The organism is Nitrosomonas sp. Nm33 (assembly GCF_900107265.1).
Taxonomy (GTDB): Bacteria; Pseudomonadota; Gammaproteobacteria; order Burkholderiales; family Nitrosomonadaceae; genus Nitrosomonas.
In genome coordinates this window covers 1-16,190 of the sequence record NZ_FNPJ01000032.1, presented here as the reverse complement: position 1 = coordinate 16,190, position 16,190 = coordinate 1, and the positions used below count along the sequence as shown (strand labels likewise).

The 16,190-nt window shown below is 44.1% G+C and carries 19 protein-coding genes; 7 read left to right on the top strand and 12 right to left on the bottom strand.

Annotation, left to right across the window (positions count from 1 at the left end; all coding sequences use genetic code 11):
* Positions 1–137 precede the first annotated feature (137 nt).
* A complete protein-coding gene (gene hrcA / locus BLV54_RS08235) occupies positions 138–1,160 on the top strand; it encodes a heat-inducible transcriptional repressor HrcA (protein WP_090570447.1) in 1,023 nt (340 codons plus the stop codon).
* Positions 1,161–1,210: 50 nt separating this feature from the next.
* Positions 1,211–2,296 (top strand): ferrochelatase, encoded by a 1,086-nt coding sequence (gene hemH, locus BLV54_RS08230; protein ID WP_090570443.1) that lies wholly within the window; start codon positions 1,211–1,213, stop codon positions 2,294–2,296.
* 64 nt (positions 2,297–2,360) lie between these two features.
* Here the strand turns inward: hemH and dapE are convergent, their stop codons facing one another.
* The 3 genes from dapE to BLV54_RS08215 form a co-directional block, all read right to left on the bottom strand.
* A complete protein-coding gene (gene dapE, locus BLV54_RS08225; protein WP_090570440.1) occupies positions 2,361–3,491 on the bottom strand; it encodes a succinyl-diaminopimelate desuccinylase in 1,131 nt (376 codons plus the stop codon).
* 89 nt (positions 3,492–3,580) lie between these two features.
* Positions 3,581–4,363, bottom strand: a complete 783-nt coding sequence (locus tag BLV54_RS08220; RefSeq protein ID WP_090570437.1) for an ABC transporter ATP-binding protein — start codon at positions 4,361–4,363, stop codon at positions 3,581–3,583.
* Positions 4,363–5,508 carry an MlaE family ABC transporter permease gene (locus BLV54_RS08215; RefSeq protein WP_090570434.1) on the bottom strand — a complete coding sequence of 382 codons (1,146 nt, stop codon included), beginning with the start codon at positions 5,506–5,508 and terminating at the stop codon, positions 4,363–4,365. Before BLV54_RS08215 ends, BLV54_RS08220 begins: the two co-directional genes overlap by 1 nt.
* A 338-nt stretch (positions 5,509–5,846) precedes the next feature.
* On the opposite strand from BLV54_RS08215, the gene BLV54_RS08210 reads away from it, so the two are divergent.
* Complete coding sequence (locus BLV54_RS08210; RefSeq protein ID WP_090570431.1) at positions 5,847–6,236, top strand: YchJ family protein; 390 nt, start codon at positions 5,847–5,849, stop codon at positions 6,234–6,236.
* A gap of 8 nt (positions 6,237–6,244) precedes the next feature.
* On the opposite strand, the gene BLV54_RS08205 is transcribed toward BLV54_RS08210, so the two are convergent.
* From BLV54_RS08205 to BLV54_RS08190, 4 genes are all read right to left on the bottom strand, one after another.
* Positions 6,245–6,397, bottom strand: a complete 153-nt coding sequence (locus BLV54_RS08205; RefSeq protein WP_218132354.1) for a tRNA-specific adenosine deaminase — start codon at positions 6,395–6,397, stop codon at positions 6,245–6,247.
* Between the two features lie 227 nt (positions 6,398–6,624).
* The gene (locus BLV54_RS08200; protein ID WP_090570428.1) at positions 6,625–7,338 is read right to left on the bottom strand and encodes a hypothetical protein; all 714 of its coding nucleotides are present in this window, start codon (positions 7,336–7,338) and stop codon (positions 6,625–6,627) included.
* 324 nt (positions 7,339–7,662) lie between these two features.
* Entirely contained in the window at positions 7,663–8,475 is an 813-nt protein-coding gene (gene eutC, locus BLV54_RS08195) for an ethanolamine ammonia-lyase subunit EutC (RefSeq protein WP_090570425.1), read from the bottom strand.
* Entirely contained in the window at positions 8,462–9,877 is a 1,416-nt protein-coding gene (locus BLV54_RS08190) for an ethanolamine ammonia-lyase subunit EutB (RefSeq protein WP_090570422.1), read from the bottom strand. The genes eutC and BLV54_RS08190 overlap by 14 nt, the downstream gene beginning before the upstream one ends.
* A gap of 303 nt (positions 9,878–10,180) precedes the next feature.
* Between BLV54_RS08190 and BLV54_RS08185 the strand changes: the two genes are divergently transcribed.
* Together BLV54_RS08185 and BLV54_RS16070 are read left to right on the top strand one after the other, a co-directional pair.
* A complete protein-coding gene (locus BLV54_RS08185; protein WP_090570418.1) occupies positions 10,181–10,777 on the top strand; it encodes an HNH endonuclease family protein in 597 nt (198 codons plus the stop codon).
* A gap of 38 nt (positions 10,778–10,815) precedes the next feature.
* Positions 10,816–10,989 carry a hypothetical protein gene (locus BLV54_RS16070; RefSeq protein WP_176969715.1) on the top strand — a complete coding sequence of 58 codons (174 nt, stop codon included), beginning with the start codon at positions 10,816–10,818 and terminating at the stop codon, positions 10,987–10,989.
* Between the two features lie 105 nt (positions 10,990–11,094).
* On the opposite strand, the gene hflC is transcribed toward BLV54_RS16070, so the two are convergent.
* The 4 genes from hflC to BLV54_RS15520 form a co-directional block, all read right to left on the bottom strand.
* On the bottom strand, positions 11,095–12,060 hold the full coding sequence (hflC, locus tag BLV54_RS08180; protein ID WP_090570415.1) for a protease modulator HflC: 966 nt from the start codon (positions 12,058–12,060) through the stop codon (positions 11,095–11,097).
* Complete coding sequence (gene hflK, locus BLV54_RS08175) at positions 12,057–13,037, bottom strand: FtsH protease activity modulator HflK (RefSeq protein ID WP_090570412.1); 981 nt, start codon at positions 13,035–13,037, stop codon at positions 12,057–12,059. Before hflK ends, hflC begins: the two co-directional genes overlap by 4 nt.
* A gap of 112 nt (positions 13,038–13,149) precedes the next feature.
* Positions 13,150–13,710, bottom strand: coding sequence for an acyloxyacyl hydrolase (locus BLV54_RS08170; protein WP_256329287.1), 561 nt, complete (start codon positions 13,708–13,710; stop codon positions 13,150–13,152).
* 33 nt (positions 13,711–13,743) lie between these two features.
* Complete coding sequence (locus BLV54_RS15520) at positions 13,744–13,941, bottom strand: hypothetical protein (protein ID WP_143032454.1); 198 nt, start codon at positions 13,939–13,941, stop codon at positions 13,744–13,746.
* An 875-nt stretch (positions 13,942–14,816) separates the two neighbouring features.
* Here BLV54_RS15520 and BLV54_RS08165 point away from each other — a divergent pair.
* Both BLV54_RS08165 and BLV54_RS08160 read left to right on the top strand, forming a co-directional pair.
* On the top strand, positions 14,817–15,203 hold the full coding sequence (locus BLV54_RS08165; RefSeq protein WP_090570407.1) for a carboxymuconolactone decarboxylase family protein: 387 nt from the start codon (positions 14,817–14,819) through the stop codon (positions 15,201–15,203).
* Positions 15,204–15,455: 252 nt separating this feature from the next.
* Positions 15,456–15,698 (top strand): hypothetical protein, encoded by a 243-nt coding sequence (locus BLV54_RS08160; RefSeq protein WP_090570404.1) that lies wholly within the window; start codon positions 15,456–15,458, stop codon positions 15,696–15,698.
* Between the two features lie 96 nt (positions 15,699–15,794).
* On the opposite strand, the gene BLV54_RS17250 is transcribed toward BLV54_RS08160, so the two are convergent.
* Positions 15,795–15,893, bottom strand: coding sequence for a hypothetical protein (locus tag BLV54_RS17250; RefSeq protein WP_371113280.1), 99 nt, complete (start codon positions 15,891–15,893; stop codon positions 15,795–15,797).
* Between the last annotated feature and the right edge of the window lie 297 nt (positions 15,894–16,190).

Below are 16,190 nucleotides of genomic sequence, written 5' to 3'. Positions count from 1 at the left end.
TAGAAAACATTCTAAATATTAACGCAGCGTATCTGAAAGGTAAAAAAATTATTGTTAAAATAACCGTCCACTAAAGAAAATAGAGCTTTTCTCCCAGAATATACTCTTCACAAAGATGAATCGTGTAGAATAAACAGATGCTTAATGAACGTACCAAAATCTTACTGAAGACACTGGTCGAACGCTATATTCATGAAGGCGAGCCGGTGGGTTCGCGGTTGCTTTCTAAATTCTCTGGATTAGATCTTAGCCCTGCCACTATTCGCAATGTCATGGTTGATCTTGAAGAAATGGGTTATGTCACCAGCCCTCATACCTCAGCTGGCCGGATACCTACCGCTAAGGGTTACCGCTTTTTTGTCGATAGCTTGTTGATCGTCAAATCTTTGGATAGTAAAGAGGTATCTCACCTGGAAAACCAGATGCATCCAGATAATCCGTCAAGGCTCATCAATGTGGCTTCGCAACTGCTCTCCGAATTGACTCAGTTTGCAGGAATAGTTGTTACACCTAAACGGTCAGGTGGCATAGTATTTCGCTATATAGAGTTTATGGCATTATCTGAAAAGCGCATTCTGCTCATTATGGTGACGCCAGAAGGCGATGTGCAGAATCGGATCATTTTTACTGAAACTTCTTACAGTCAATCAGACTTGATCGAAGCAAGTAATTTTCTCAATCAGCACTATGCAGGTTGCACCCTGGAAGAAATCCGCAGCCGTCTACAAGTAGAGTTAAGGCAATTGCGTTATGATATGACAATCCTCATGAGCACAGCAATTGAAATCAGCAGTGATGTCATTCGTGAAAGTAGTGAAGCAGTTGTATTAACAGGCGAACATAAACTGCTCGATGTTAAAGATCTCTCTGACAATTTGACTAATTTAAAAAAACTTTTTGAATTATTTGAGCGTAAAACCAAGTTGTTACGGCTCATGGAATTGAGCCGCCAAGCCCATGGTGTAAAAATTTTCATTGGTGGAGAATCGGATGTTGACGCATTGGATGAAGTAAGTGTGGTGACTGCCCCTTACGAAATAGAAGGAGAAGTAGTGGGAACTGTTGGTGTTATTGGCCCGAGGCGCATGGCTTACGAGCGTGTTATTCCAATCGTGGATATTACTGCCAGACTGCTCACAAGTGGCTTGTCACAAAATTGACAGATATTACCTGTATACCTGTTTAAGCAAAGATAAAGATAAATAAATTCATGTTACCTGAACCGGCCTACCAACACGGAATCTTAAATAAAATTGGAGTGTTGCTGATCAATCTGGGAACACCTGACGCACCTACTGCAAAAGCACTAAAACCTTATTTGAAACAGTTTCTCAGCGACCCAAGAGTTATCGAATTTCCTCGCTGGATCTGGCGGTTCATATTGCATGGCATTATCCTTAATACGCGCCCAAGAAAATCGGCTGAAAAATATGCGCAAATCTGGATGCCGGAAGGCTCTCCGTTAAAAGTTCATACTGAGCAGCAAGCCAGACTATTAGCGCATGCTCTGGAAGAGCGCATTAAACCAGCCCCTATCGTTGAATTTGCCATGAATATCGGTAATCCCTCTATCGCGAATGTACTGCAACGAATGAAAGAGCGCGGTTGTGACCGAATCCTGGTACTCCCACTTTTTCCGCAATATGCGTCTAGCAGCAGTGGATCGGCTATGGATAATCTTTTTTCGGAACTGAAAAAAATGCGCAATATCCCGGCTATCCGTATAGTTAAGCATTTTCATGATAATCCGAGCTATATTGCTGCACTAGCGCAAAATATTCGTGATTATTGGGCTGAACATGGTAAATCTGAAAAACTCATCTTCAGTTTTCACGGCGTACCGCGAAAAACGCTAGATAAGGGGGATCCTTATCACTGTGAATGCCAGAAAACTGGCAGGCTTCTGGCAGAAGCGCTGAAACTGGATGCAGAACAATATCAAGTATGTTTTCAATCGCGTTTTGGTAATGCGAAATGGTTAACACCATATACTGCTGTGACCCTCAAGGAATTAGGCAAGTTAAAAACGCAGCGAGTGGATGTGGTTTGTCCTGGTTTTGTTTCAGATTGCCTTGAGACACTGGAAGAAATCGCCCTTGAAGGAAAAAAAACTTTCATTGAAGCGGGTGGACAGGAATTTCATTTCATTCCCTGTCTCAATGAGCATCAAGACTGGATTAAAGCATTGAGTGATATAACTTACACTCACTTGCAGGGCTGGCTGGGCTCAGAACCAACCGAAGATGAAACTGAACAATCACGCAGTCTTGCACTAGAGATGGGCGCGATAGAATAAGCTGCTAAAAAAACCCTGAATAAGCAACTCGTTCTATCATCTATCAAAGTTCGAAACAGTGCAATTACCTCAATAACCGCTCCAAAGTTAGCTGGTAAATCTCTGATAATCGCTCTATATCCTCTATCTCCACGTACTCGTTGAGTTTGTGAATAGTGGCATTACACGGCCCAAATTCAACCACTTGAGAGCAAATGTCCGCGATAAACCGACCATCGGAAGTGCCACCACTGGTGGAAAGCTGGGGCTCAATTGCTGTTACATTTTTAATCGCCGCGCTGAGCGCGTCAGCTAATTCTCCTTTGGGGGTAAGATAAGGTTTACCGGAAAGCTCCCATGTCAAATCGTAATTCAAACCATGTCGATCAAGAATTTCATGCACTCGCTGCTTAAGTGACTCAACCGTGCTTGCGGTTGAAAAGCGAAAATTAAATAACAGATTCACTTCACCTGGAATAACGTTGGTAGCCCCGGTACCACCATGGATATTGGAAATATGCCATGTCGTAGCTGGAAAATACTCGTTACCTTGATCCCATTCGGTTTGGGCCAGTTCAGCGATGGCGGGCGCAGCCAAATGAATAGGATTCTTGGCGAGGTGGGGATAGGCAATATGTCCCTGTACTCCTTTGATAACTAAATTTCCTGATAAGGAGCCACGCCGTCCATTCTTAATAGTATCTCCCAGTTTATCAGTGCAAGTCGGTTCGCCAACAATACAATAATCAAGCAATTCTCTACGTGCTTTCAGCACTTCTACCACTTTAACAGTGCCCTCCACAGCAACACCCTCTTCATCTGATGTGATCAGTAATGTGATTGAACCTTTATGATCTGGATAAGTAGAGACAAAACGTTCTATGGCAGTCACACATGCAGCCAGGGAAGTTTTCATATCAGCTGCCCCGCGTCCATAAAGCTTATTGTCTCGAACTGTCGGTGTGAACGGATCGCTTTCCCATTGAGCAAGGGGACCGGTTGGCACCACATCAGTATGACCTGCAAAACAGACTACTGGCTGACCCATGCCTCGACGCGCCCATAAATTATCTACTTCACCATAGCGCATGCGCTCAATGTTAAATCCTATATTTTGGAGTCGATTGATTAATATTTCCTGGCAACCATCATCAGTTGGTGTAAGAGAGCGACGGCTAATGAGCATTTGGGCAAGCGTTAATGTGTCAGCTGACATGAGAAATTTCCTTGAATTGATGACTTATTGAGTTTAAAAAATCACACGATTAATCTACCTGGTACCTATTTATTTTGCTGAAATTCTGCTTAAGGGAGAGTCAGTGCATTTCGTAATGCATTTCGACCACGTTCCCCAAGGAAAAAATCTTTGATAAAAGGGTGATCAATTTTGATAATGTCGGCTAGTTTACCTGATGCAACAAGACGCTGATCAGCCAAGACCGCAACACGCGTGGATATCGCCGCCAACGTATCCAAGTCATGTGTGACCATAATGATTGTCAGGGTGAGTTCCTGGCGTAACGTTTGAATGAGTTTAACAAAGCTCTCACTCAATGCTGGATCCAGGCCAGCTGTAGGCTCATCCAAAAACAGCAGTTCAGGATCCAACGCAAGCGCTCGCGCTAACGCAACACGTTTGATCATGCCACCGGAGAGTTCTGCAGGCATTTTGTTGGCATGCTCCGCTGCTACCTCAACCATACCAAGCTTTAACATGACCAGGTCGCGAATCATTTCTTCAGGCAAGCAATGTAATTCGCGCAGAGGCAGCGCAATATTGTCATATACATTCAGCGCACTAAAAAGCGCGCCTTGCTGAAACAAAACTCCGGAACGATTGCGCAGGCTTCTCGATAATTCGAGACCGCAGTCATATCTGGAGTGACCAAGAATCTTAACACTCCCTTGCGCAGGTGTCTCCAAACCTAACATCTGACGCAGCAAGGTTGTTTTACCACTGCCCGAGCCTCCAACCAATGCCAGTATTTCTCCCCTATATACACTTAAGCTAATATTTTCATGGATGACATGACTACCAAAGCGTGTATACAAGCCTTCTATCTCTATAATAGGATCGTTGTTACTCATTAACCTGCTATCTTGAGACCTACATTCGAGAAAATTATGGCGAATATCGCATCAATGAAGATAACCGCCGTGATGGAAGTTACGACAGAATTGGTTGTGCCCTCGCCAAGACTTTCAGTATTAGGTTTAATGCGCAAGCCAAAATGGCAAGCAATCAGGGCGATGACCATACCACAGACTACCCCCTTGCCCATCCCTATCCATAAATTAGCAACTGGTACAGCATCGGGTAGACTGCTTAATGAATATTGATAATTCAATCCTATTTGTAAATCAGCCGCTAGAATTCCTCCGAGCATGGCAATCGCGCTGGTCCAAAGTACGACAAGTGGCATAGCAATGCCTAATCCGATGATTTTAGGTAAAACCAAACGCAAGCTGTGCGGGATACCCATGACGGTCAGTGCATCCAGCTCCTCAGTAACACGCATCACACCAAGCTGGGCTGTCATCGATGAACCAGAACGGCCGGCAACTAATATTGCAGCTAGCATTGGTCCCAGCTCACGAATGATACTCATCCCTAGAATATTGACAATAAACACATCAGCACCATAGGTATGCAGCTGTTCAGAAGAAAGATAGCTTAGGACGATACCGATAAGAAAACCCACCAGTGCGGTAATACTCAGTGCTTGCGCCCCTGTTCTGAACAAATTTGCAGAAATCTCTCGCAGAGGAATCTGATTAGGATGTTTAATAAGATAAAATACATTCAGTAACACCTGGCCAGATAACGTGATAATGCCAATCAGATGGTCCCAAAATAAAAAATAACGCCTGCCTAGCGTCAGGATGGGCCAAAGAATGTCACGGCGTACGGGTTTAGGTGCTGGGTGTACTTTTTCCAAGTGAGCAAACAATCTTTCCTGCTCGGGTCGTATCGATAAATAAGCTGGACGATGCATTCCCCAGGCTCGCCAGATTAATATGGCACCTGCATGATCCATTTGCTGGATACCAGTCAAATCCCAGTGAAGATCTGATTGCGCCGCAAAACGAGTGAGCCTGGTACTAACTTTCCGTAGCTCTTGATCTAATGCTGCCAGCGTATAACTGCCAGTGAGTTTGATGCAAGGCACATTTTCCTCGACAATCATTTGATACCAAGGTGAAGTATCATCACTACGATTACTGGATAGCATAATTTTCTTTTTTACAATAGTTGTGAAGCATCGCTATGAAGCAAAAGCAAACTATCAAGAAGTGTCAAGATGGAAACAATGAGTCATTATAGACCACCATCAGGAGATAAATCTCATTATGATAATCAGGGTCAATTAAAAAGCAGTGGTAACTTTCCATGGTATTGATAAAGATAAATTAATTTGTGCAGCATTACCTACTCATTCTATTTCCAAATCAAAAATGACGCGAAGGTGAGCCGCAGACAGTATAAATAATACGGCGGAGAAGCCGACAAAGTCAGGTTTGATTTAGAAATGGAATAAAATAACTTTAGTAATGATTCTTTCAATCTGATATGGATATCAATACGATGTACTGTGCCTGTGGCAGCAATAAGAAATACATCGACTGCTGCGGTCGCTATCTGGATAAAGGCGAAATCACCCCCAGCGCAGAAGTATTAATGCGTTCACGCTACACTGCCTATACACTTAACCGTGAAGATTATCTTTTGGCGACTTGGTGTGACAGCACCCGCCCGACCTCACTTGGATTGGCAAGTGAACCCAACAGGAAATGGCTAAGTCTTGAAGTGAGGCACCATGAACAATTCACATCAGACCATGCGATAGTTGAATTTATAGCCCGCTATAAAGTGAGCGGTCGTGCTCATCGCCTGCATGAAATCAGTCGCTTTATGCGCAAAGCAGGACAATGGTTCTATGTTGATGGTGATATCCTTTAATTATGTAGTTAGAGCGTACATTCCCGATAAATGCCAGCAGGGAGTCGACCAGCATTTTCAATAGCATCCATTTCACCATACAAAATTGCACTACCGTGTTGCACTCTACGATTATGACTACGACCTATGATGATACCTTTGTGAACCAGGACCAGAACCAATCGGAATCTCTCCTTCGGTAACCCCTTTTCTTGCTTCCTGAATAGCAGCGAATATAAAAGAGTCCATCATCCCTCCCCTCTAAAGACATAAGGTGATATTGAACATTTTATTCAGTCACTCTTAAAAAACCCTCGATGGGATGATTCTGTCGAGGGTTGCTTGATACCCACCGCAAGAACAATCAATCAACTTTTAGCTAATGTGTGAATATATGAATTTCCTATTTTCAATGAGTTATTCTTGCTAAGCTCTTGGTGGCATCATTTGCAATAAGCGTAAATGGAGGTATGAACTCGGCATGCAGATCGTCAACGGCTATTATGCCTTTAATTACTTTGTGTGGCATATTAAAATGCGCTAATTGCTCACAAGAGTAACCATTGTACATACTGCCAGCAACTATGGTAGTTTCCGTTCCGGCTACCGGTACTATCAACTGGACCCGACCATCTTCCAACAATGCTACGGAATAAGGATCGGTATTTTGCATACAATCAGACTCCTCCATGCTATTAAGATGATTTTCAATGTAAAACTCGCCAGAACAATCCAGGGAGGTAAAGTAAGTTCTACCGTGGGGATCGATTTGATTTGTTGAGATGTTTACTGGAAACTGATAATTATTTCCATTCATACCTTTTATCGATATAGCAACACTAACTCGATGATCGTTCATCCCTTGGCAGGTTAATACTCTTCCCACTGGCTTCGAACCAGTGGGATCGCTATCGATCAGAACAAGATTATCGCTATCTATACTCGCTCTGTCAGATGCACAAACCCAGCTGACACCATCCCAGTTTACCATTTCGTCAACGCTACAAGCTAAATCACCAACAGTTTGTTTTCTTGGGCTATTGTTTTCCTCCTCAGCAACCGCAGGAATTCCTGCCCCAGATACTAAAAATGCTCCAATTACAATGATGTAACCTTTCTTCATTTTTCTCTCCTTCTACTAACTGCAAACAGACTCAAACTGACAGAGATAAATAAATCATGCTACCTCTGATGTTCTAGCTGTTGATCCAGTTTAAAGGCGCATGAGGCCGCAAAATTACCTTTAGCAGGCCTCATATCATTTATCTTGATTCTATAGGACTATTAATGAGCAAATGTACTGATAATACTATTAATTGTTCTATGTTACACAATTGTTGTCTCTTGTACCGTGGTACTAATCAGCTAGTCCTATTCTTCAGCAACCATGAAGCGGCTCCTTTGATGGGATTTGCTTTCTTTTTACATTGAAAAAGAGAATTTTCGTTTACTCTGGTTTAAGCAGTTTTTTTAGCTGATCAGTAACTGCAATTTCTTGCACACTGCTTTCATCTTTTAGCGCCACGCCTGAAAGTTTTCGACGTATAGCTTCTTTTGCCAGCCAGATTAGTTTCTTTGCAGCTGTCTCGTAAGGTAATCCCTCTGAGCAAATATTAGAAATACAGTTTCGGTCTGCATCACTGCAACCGACTCTTGGCGCATAGGTCATATAAATACTCAAGCTGTCAGGCGATCTCAATCCCGGACGTTCACCAATCAGCATGATAACGATATCGGCCCCCAATAACTCACCAATTTCATCAGCCAAAGCTACGCGAGCCTGTGAGGCAATCACGATGGAACCTAGCTTCCATTGTTCTGGAATATTCTTTTTTATTTCGGTAAGCAATGGCTTGGCATGGCGTTCAACCGACAATGAGGATAATCCATCGCCAACGACTATGACCAAATTAACCGAATCAAATGCAGTTGCCAGCTTGATGGCTTGTAGCTGCCGCCTACTTTGCTGATCAAGTTGCCGTCCATAATCTGGCCGTAGCAGATAACTGGTACGGTCAGGTGCTTTGCTATGCACCAGCTGGATAGAGAACCCCTGCTCTTCTAAATCCTGAGCAAGGGCTGCTACATTCAAAGCAAGATGGACCGCATCTCTCGCCATGGCATGAGATAAAGTAAAATCCAGCAACTCTTTTGTTGGCAGGCTACTTCCTGCCCTTCCCAAGGCAATACGCGCGCGAGTGAACCCTTTTAGCTGCTGCCACGAATCTATGCTCAGGGTTGGTTTATCAAACTTTTTCAATTGGCGCTTTAAAAGTCAGCAAATGATTGGACATACCTTGTAATAAATGATGAACTGGCTCCACTGGCTGAATCTGCCCTTCATTATTCATTATATTCATGTTCTTCAGCCATTGCTCGTACTCTGGAGCAACACCCAGCCCCATCACTTTGCGTAAGTAAAGCGCATCGTGAAAAGAGGTCGACTGATAATTAAGCATGATGTCATCAGCACCGGGAACACCCATAATAAAAGTGACGCCAGCGGCAGCAAGTAAAGTCATTAAAGTATCAACATCATCCTGATCGATCTCGGCATGATTCGTGTAGCAAACATCACAGCCTAGCGGCACTCCCAACAACTTCCCACAAAAATGATCCTCCAGTCCAGCACGAATGAGCTGCTTTCCATCATACAAATACTCCGGGCCAATAAAACCAACAACAGTATTGGTCAGCAAGGGAGAGAAGTGACGCGCAATCGCGTAAGCTCGTGCTTCACAGGTTTGCTGATCTATCCCGAAATTTGCATCGGCCGACAGTGCTGATCCCTGCCCTGTCTCGAAATACATGACATTGTTGCCGATAGTGCCACGATTAAGCGACAGTGCCGCAGATCTGGCTTCGCGAAGTAACGAGAGATCTATCCCAAAATGCTTATTCGCTTTTTCAGTACCCGCAATTGATTGGAATACCAGATCCACCGGTATATTTTTTTCAATTAACTGAATCTGATTAGTTACATGGGTAAGAATGCAGGACTGCGTCGGGATATCGTATCGATGGATAATCTCATCTACCAGATAGTACAGATTCATCAGGGCTGGCAAACTATCTGAGGCGGGATTAATGCCAATGACCGCATCACCCGAACCGTATAACAAACCATCGAGAATGGAAGCAGCAATGCCACGTGGATCATCAGTGGGGTGGTTAGGCTGCAAGCGCACAGAGAGGCGACCAGGCAAGCCGATAGTATCTCGGAATGCGGTAATCACCTGGCATTTCTTGGCAATTAAAATTAAATCCTGATTACGCATAAGCTTACTCACAGCAGCTGCCATTTCCGGGGTAATGCCTGCTGCAACACGTTTTAAGCTGATTGAATCAGTACTATCTGCAAGCAGCCAGTCGCGAAAATCACCCACAGTCAGGTGACTAATCTCGGTAAATGCCTGCTTATCATGCGTGTCGACAATTAAGCGTGTAACTTCATCATTTTCATAAGGAATCAGTAATTCCTCCAGAAAACGATTTAAGGGGACTTCCGCTAAACACATCCGTGCTGCCACACGCTCAGCATAAGTCTCAGCGGCAATACCCGCTAAACAATCACCAGAACGAGCTGGAGATGCTTTGGCAAGTAAATCTTTTAAGTCATTAAAGGAATAGCGAGATGCTCCTACGCTGAAGCGGTATACCATAAGTATCTCTCTTGCTTTAATTGCACTACCGATACCTGAACTGCCTTAGAAAAGGTTGTCGTGCCTCAACGTTATGTTCAATCAGATCGCCCACCAATAGCTCTTCCACTATGGTCCTGGTAATTTACTTCTCAGACCAGCTCGACGACATACTGATTCAGGATTTATGAGGTTTTTTTTCAGTGTAGCATGAGCTGATAACATATCCAACCGCTGCTGCTTCACCTTCTAGTGATTAAATTCTAGCCAAGTCTCATCTAATCACTCAAAATAGCCCCCCCTGAAATTGAGTCAATTTGATCTATGAGAAATGTTTTTCTACTAATCCTATTTATAGCCGCTTTGGTAATGCTTCATGGTTGTGCCACAGATAAGCAGGCTGGGCGCTATCCTCAAGAAGTTGAGACTCCCCACTATGGCAAACCGTATAACCGGAAAGACTGGCCTCACTGGATAGACACTGATGGTGATTGCCAGAACACACGACAAGAATTATTGATTGCGAGCAGTACAATTCCTGTTAAATTCAAAGATTCTCGTCACTGCACCGTTATATCCGGGAAGTGGTTTGGCGTCTATACAGGCAAGATATTTACCAAAGCCTCAGATGTGGATATAGATCATATCGTCCCACTGGCGCATGCTCACCGGCATGGCGCCAGTGACTGGACAAAAAAGCAGCGCACAGAATTCGCTAACGACTTTGAAAATCTTTTAGTGGTAAGCGATAAAATTAATCAAGCCAAATCAGATAAAGCGCCACATGAATGGTTGCCGCCTCGAAAAGCCTATTGGTGTGAGTATGGAAAACGGTGGGAGTACATTAAGCATAAATACAAATTAATCTATACTAAACAAGAAGAAACTGCTTTGAATGCCTTAGCCAAAACCTGCCGATAGAAGTCTGATTCATTAATTTCAATCATGATACCAACACCATGAACAATTTTATCCTAAAAACCGTAGTTGGACGGGGTGGAGCGGGTGGTGATCCAGGTGCGAGGCAAGGAGCGATGAGGCCGCAGGGCCGTCCCCTGCAACGAAGGGCCACCCCGCATTCGCGCCTGAAGCGACATGTGATACACCTCGTAGCGGCCTTACCATTCTGGTGAATAAGAAAATTTCTAAAATACCTCTATATGTCATGGACTTAACTCTCCAATCAAGCGGTCAACTGCGGTTTTTAGGATTATCCTTCGATCGAGTGGGAGTTGAATTTAATGCTCTCTCTGCTCAATTCGTTTAAGCAGTGCAAACAGGTCGCTGTCAGTTGAAAGCACAAGGGTAGCATCGGCATTAATAATCTTCCGATAGGTTTCCATGCTCTTGATAAATTTATAGAATTCGGCTGCCCCATGTTTCTGCGCGTAAGCTCTGGCGTAGATTTCTGTAGCTTTGGCATCGGCTTCGCCACGAATTTCCTGGACACGCTTGTAAGCGGTCGATTCGATTTCGTGAATATCACGCTCCTTGTTACCATTGATGCGCGCTGCTTCGCCTTCGCCTTCTGAACGGAAACGCTGCGCAATCTGTAACCTCTCACTGATCATCCGTTGATAGATGCGTTCCAGTACCTGCTGATTGTAATTAATGCGCTTGAAACGAACATCGAGCAATTCAATGCCAAACTCTGCTAATTTGGGTGCAGCTGCATCGAACACTTCTTTCTCGATAGCAGCACGACCTACTTTGATCGGCCGTAAAAGACCCAATGTACCTGCACTCGTTAAAGAACCAAGACTTTCATCCTGCAGTGGTTGCCGATCTTTATCGGAGCGCACCACTTCGATGAGCTCGTGCCGTGCGATTGCTGTACGGGTTTCGCTACCCAGGATATCCTCCAAACGTGACTGGGCGCTCCGTTCGTCCCTCAATCGCAGATAGTAACGCATCGGTTCTGTAATCCGCCAGCGGGCAAAAGTATCCACTTGCACATAGGTTTTATCCTTGGTCGACATTTCCACCATCGGTCCGTCCCAGGCCAGATAGCGTTTGTCAAAACTGTTCACCCGCTGGATAAAAGGCAGTTTGAAATGCAATCCCGGAGTCGTAATTGGATCACCTACCGGTTTGCCAAACTGGGTAATGATGACCTGCTCGGTCTGATTGACCGTGTATGCAGACTGGAATACCAGAACTACTACAGCCAGGGCTAACGCTACGCTTTTTATCGATAGATTCATTGAGGCATCTCCACGGGTTTGGATGGAAAAGGCAGCATTGGCAAGATCTGCTGCACCTTATCATCTACGATAATTTGCTGCCTGGCGTGTGGTAATACTTCACCCAAGGTCTCAAGATAGATACGGGTACGCGTTATCTCCGGTGCTTTGAGATATTGTTCCAACAACAGATTGAAGGCAGCTACGTCACCCTCGGCTTCATTAATGCGTTTAAATCGATAGCCCTCGGCTGCACGTATTTTCTGATCGGCTTCACCGCGCGCACGCGGTACTGCTTTGTTGTACTCGCCGTTTGCCAGGTTAATGGCATTCTCCCGATCCTGTTGAGCACGATTAACTTCATTAAAAGAAGGCTGCACCGGTTCTGGTGGATTGACATTTTTCAACTGTACTTGATTAATGGTAATCCCCAGCTGATAGCGCTCCGCCAACTGGCGGGTACGCGCTAATGCCGTTTCTTCAATCTCTTGCCGCCCGATAGTGATGATCTCATCGACAGTCCGGTCGCCTACTACCTCCCGCATGACTGCCTCGGAGATATCCCGTAAGGTCATGCCCGGATTGCGCACATCGAATAGGTACTTTTCTGGATCGGTAATGCGATACTGCACGATCCATTCCACCAGAGCTGAATTCAGATCACCGGTCACCATCGATTTCTCCAATCCGGGCTCATCACCAGCCTGATCGGGGTTAGTAAAACCAGTTGTGGCAAAACCGAATTCCAGCTTTTGCTGCCGTTGCGTTGGTACCGGGATAACGGTATCGATACCAAACGGCAATTTGACGTGTAAACCAGACGGAACTTTTTCGATATATTTGCCAAAGCGAAGCACAATACCTTCCGATTCGGCAGGAATGGAATAAAACGAAGAAGTCATCGTCACGATAAGTAGCATGATACCCAGCATTCCCAGTAGCGGGGAAAGTGGTAGAGTGCTTAAAGAACGTCCTAAAATCGACTTGAGATCGTCCATTTACAACCTCCAGTTAAGAAGAGTAATGGATTTGAACAGCATTGAAGAATCTAGTTGCATCCCCTCCTTTTGATCAAAAAAGGATTGAATATACTGCTATTAAATGGGAAAGCTAAAATCGGTAACCGAAACGCCCACCCAAAGTGTCCATACCTTCATTCTCATCAGCGAGAAAGGCATTGGAAACGTGATCAAAGTAGACCGACAATGAGCTTTTGGCACCAAGGCGATAACCTATTTCAATCGGAATGTGAAACAATACCCGTGATCCCAAAGCTTTGCGATCATTCTGCTCAAGATGAAGTTTACCGTTGTGCACTGCTCCGCCCACACCAATGCCGAAAAAAATACCACTTGTGTGCTCGTACTGCCAGCGAATATCGGTATATAACTTGGAGGTATCCCCCGCAGTATTCGCCGATCCGCCAAAGGCGGGACGAATGCTTCCACCGAGAATATTAACATGAGGTGAAAAGATGGCTTCAAGATTGAAATCAACGCCACTTTCGCGACTGAAACCACTCCATAAACCGCCGGTGTCATGGTGAAGTATGCCGAACTTAACTTCATGCAGCCAAGTGAATGGCTTCCGTTCATTCGCATATCCAACGGATGAAATAGCACAAGCCATGCTGAAAACCAATCCCCCAATAATTTGAGTACGCCTGATCAAATCAATATCCCTCAAATTCCAGTATCGGTCAATTTAACCTAAAAACCGCAGTTGGACGGGGTGGAGCGTGTGGTGATCCAGGTGCGAGGCAAGGCGCGATGAGGCCGCAGGGCCGTTCCCTGCAACGAAGAGCAACGCCGCATTCGTGCCTGGAGCGACACATGATGCACCTCGTAGCGGCCTCACCATTCTGGTGAATGAGAAAATTCCGGAAATGCCTCTATATGTCATGGATTTAACTCTCCAATGAAGCGGTCAACTGCGGTTTTTAGGTTTAACAATATCCCAGATTCCTGGTCCATCCTTATTTGCCAAAATTGGCCCCGCCTGGCTGGACAGTGTAACTCTCAACGCGTGGTTCAAGGTTTATCTGCCTCGATTTCCTCGATTTCTCCTAATAGTCTGAAACCGTCAAGTGTGTAGCGTGAGAACATCAACCAGGCCAAACTGAAAATCATTGTCCATCTCAACATAGCAGGTAGATCCATAAATTAGAAAACTAATTTTATGTAATTAAACACTTTAAAATGGAAGAATCCAAAGCCATTTTTTTCAACCATCAATCTGCAAAATGCAAGCCAAGGCCGACCTTGAATCACCGAAGATGGCGTTATTTCCTTGCTTATGACTCATTTAAGATTTCAAAGAATCAGCAATGATCGCTTTTCAAATTAAGTACAGGAAATTGTTAATGGGAATAAGGGCAGACAATGTGCAAACATTAGCTTCTTTTTAAAGCAGCCGAAATAACCATTATCCTCCCTCGACATAAAATAGTTACCCACAGCTTTATCCACGAAAATTGTGGATAATAAGTTTTAGCTAGAAAATCTAGATTTATATCAATACCCTCACCTGCAATCATCTATTCTTCATAAAACCAACTTTCAACGGCAGAACAAAAGCGCTTCACCCTATCCTGGAACAAAGCTTCTCTTTATGATGACTATCCTGGTCGATGATCAATAATCCTCAGGAATTCTGTTTAAGAACCCGAGCTTAGAATTTCTCAGCCCTCAACCTTAAAAACTCAGGTATTCAGAGAGAATTCATCCCGAAAAAAGCATAAAATTGATGCGGTCAAATAACTCTCATAGGTAAGCCTGATGGAATCAAATCGCTACACACGCGGTCAAGAAGCCCTTGCAAGAATTCATGGACATATCGGTGAAGGCGTCATGGATACACTCAAAGATATCGCTCCTGACTTTGCCCGCTTCATCATCGAATTTCCATATGGTGACATTTATTCGCGTGGAGTTTTGTCACCCAAAGAACGGCAAATAGCAACAATTGCCTCACTCACCACCCTCGGAAATGCTCCTACTGAATTGAAGGCACATATCCAAGGGGGGTTAAACGTTGGTTGCACTCGACAGGAAATTGTGGAAGTTATCATCCAAATGGCTGTGTATGCAGGATTTCCAGCCGCAGTGAACGCAATATTGGTAGCAAAAGAAGTTTTCGCAGAGCTTGATAATAAAAATAAATAATCGGATTAAATAGTCATATCAAATTTTTCAGCTTTAAGTCAGCATGAGGAACGAGTAGCAGGCCACAATAACTGTGCCAGCTTCCAGGGCTTGAAGCGACCGATACCAGCCGATTGTCATTGATGTCACTATGTAAAAGTACTGGAGCTGGCCAGTATTCTCATCAGAAAATGATATGTTTTTTTTCAGAAAAATTTAATTGATATCTTGAAAATATCTCTTTTAGGGATGAATCACTAACAAGGATGTTCTATGTGGGGACTTAAGCTGGCTGTATGCATACTCTTTGATTTAATCGATTTCACATTGGGACGCACGCTTTTCATTATTCCTTTTGGGGGAGAACTTATCGGTTGCGCACTTTGTGCAGCCATGTTTGGCCCAAGTGGATTGCTATATGGATTAGAAGCACTTGATGTCACTGAACAGATTGATGGATTCATTCCAACGGCAACGATCATTGCGCTTATGAACAGACCTAAATCTGATAAGTAGCATGTGGCATACGGGATAAGAATGATCTTTTAGAATTAGAAAAAGGAAGCAAAGTGCCTGATCCTCACAAGAAACAGAATCTTAATTGCTACTCCTTTAATTGAGGGCTCGAATGCCTCGACATTTTGGAAATTCAGCGCACCCCCAAAATGGTACGCCTGCCTTCTCTCCTTTCTTTGTTACTCGCTTCACCATTACGCCACCACATTGGGGACAGTTTGGCGCATCCATTGGTATGTCAGACGTTGGTGAGGGTGTCTGAGAAACCTTCTTTTCAGTAGAAGAACGAACAGACACATTCGCACGTGCTTCCTCGATCATCGTTGAAGTGGTCCCCAAAAACTGTACAGATTGTTAAGCTCTGACAAAATTAAAAAGGAGCTTAATGACGATGAGTAACGTGAGTTCGACATAAGAAAAGAAGTAAAAGGAATCTGAATTCCTTATGATGAAGCGAATTTGGAAAAGAGTTTCATCATTAGAGGAGTCAGA

Bases quoted from the DNA above. Each gene is read 5' to 3' on its own strand.
- hrcA (WP_090570447.1), top strand. From the start codon at position 138: ATGCTTAATGAACGTACCAAAATCTTACTGAAGACACTGGTCGAACGC.
- hemH (WP_090570443.1), top strand. From the start codon at position 1,211: ATGTTACCTGAACCGGCCTACCAACACGGAATCTTAAATAAAATTGGA.
- dapE (WP_090570440.1), bottom strand. From the start codon at position 3,491: ATGTCAGCTGACACATTAACGCTTGCCCAAATGCTCATTAGCCGTCGC.
- BLV54_RS08220 (WP_090570437.1), bottom strand. From the start codon at position 4,363: ATGAGTAACAACGATCCTATTATAGAGATAGAAGGCTTGTATACACGC.
- BLV54_RS08215 (WP_090570434.1), bottom strand. From the start codon at position 5,508: ATGCTATCCAGTAATCGTAGTGATGATACTTCACCTTGGTATCAAATG.
- BLV54_RS08210 (WP_090570431.1), top strand. From the start codon at position 5,847: ATGGATATCAATACGATGTACTGTGCCTGTGGCAGCAATAAGAAATAC.
- BLV54_RS08200 (WP_090570428.1), bottom strand. From the start codon at position 7,338: ATGAAGAAAGGTTACATCATTGTAATTGGAGCATTTTTAGTATCTGGG.
- BLV54_RS08190 (WP_090570422.1), bottom strand. From the start codon at position 9,877: ATGGTATACCGCTTCAGCGTAGGAGCATCTCGCTATTCCTTTAATGAC.
- BLV54_RS08185 (WP_090570418.1), top strand. From the start codon at position 10,181: ATGAGAAATGTTTTTCTACTAATCCTATTTATAGCCGCTTTGGTAATG.
- BLV54_RS16070 (WP_176969715.1), top strand. From the start codon at position 10,816: ATGAACAATTTTATCCTAAAAACCGTAGTTGGACGGGGTGGAGCGGGT.
- hflC (WP_090570415.1), bottom strand. From the start codon at position 12,060: ATGAATCTATCGATAAAAAGCGTAGCGTTAGCCCTGGCTGTAGTAGTT.
- hflK (WP_090570412.1), bottom strand. From the start codon at position 13,037: ATGGACGATCTCAAGTCGATTTTAGGACGTTCTTTAAGCACTCTACCA.
- BLV54_RS15520 (WP_143032454.1), bottom strand. From the start codon at position 13,941: ATGACATATAGAGGCATTTCCGGAATTTTCTCATTCACCAGAATGGTG.
- BLV54_RS08165 (WP_090570407.1), top strand. From the start codon at position 14,817: ATGGAATCAAATCGCTACACACGCGGTCAAGAAGCCCTTGCAAGAATT.
- BLV54_RS08160 (WP_090570404.1), top strand. From the start codon at position 15,456: ATGTGGGGACTTAAGCTGGCTGTATGCATACTCTTTGATTTAATCGAT.
- BLV54_RS17250 (WP_371113280.1), bottom strand. From the start codon at position 15,893: ATGGTGAAGCGAGTAACAAAGAAAGGAGAGAAGGCAGGCGTACCATTT.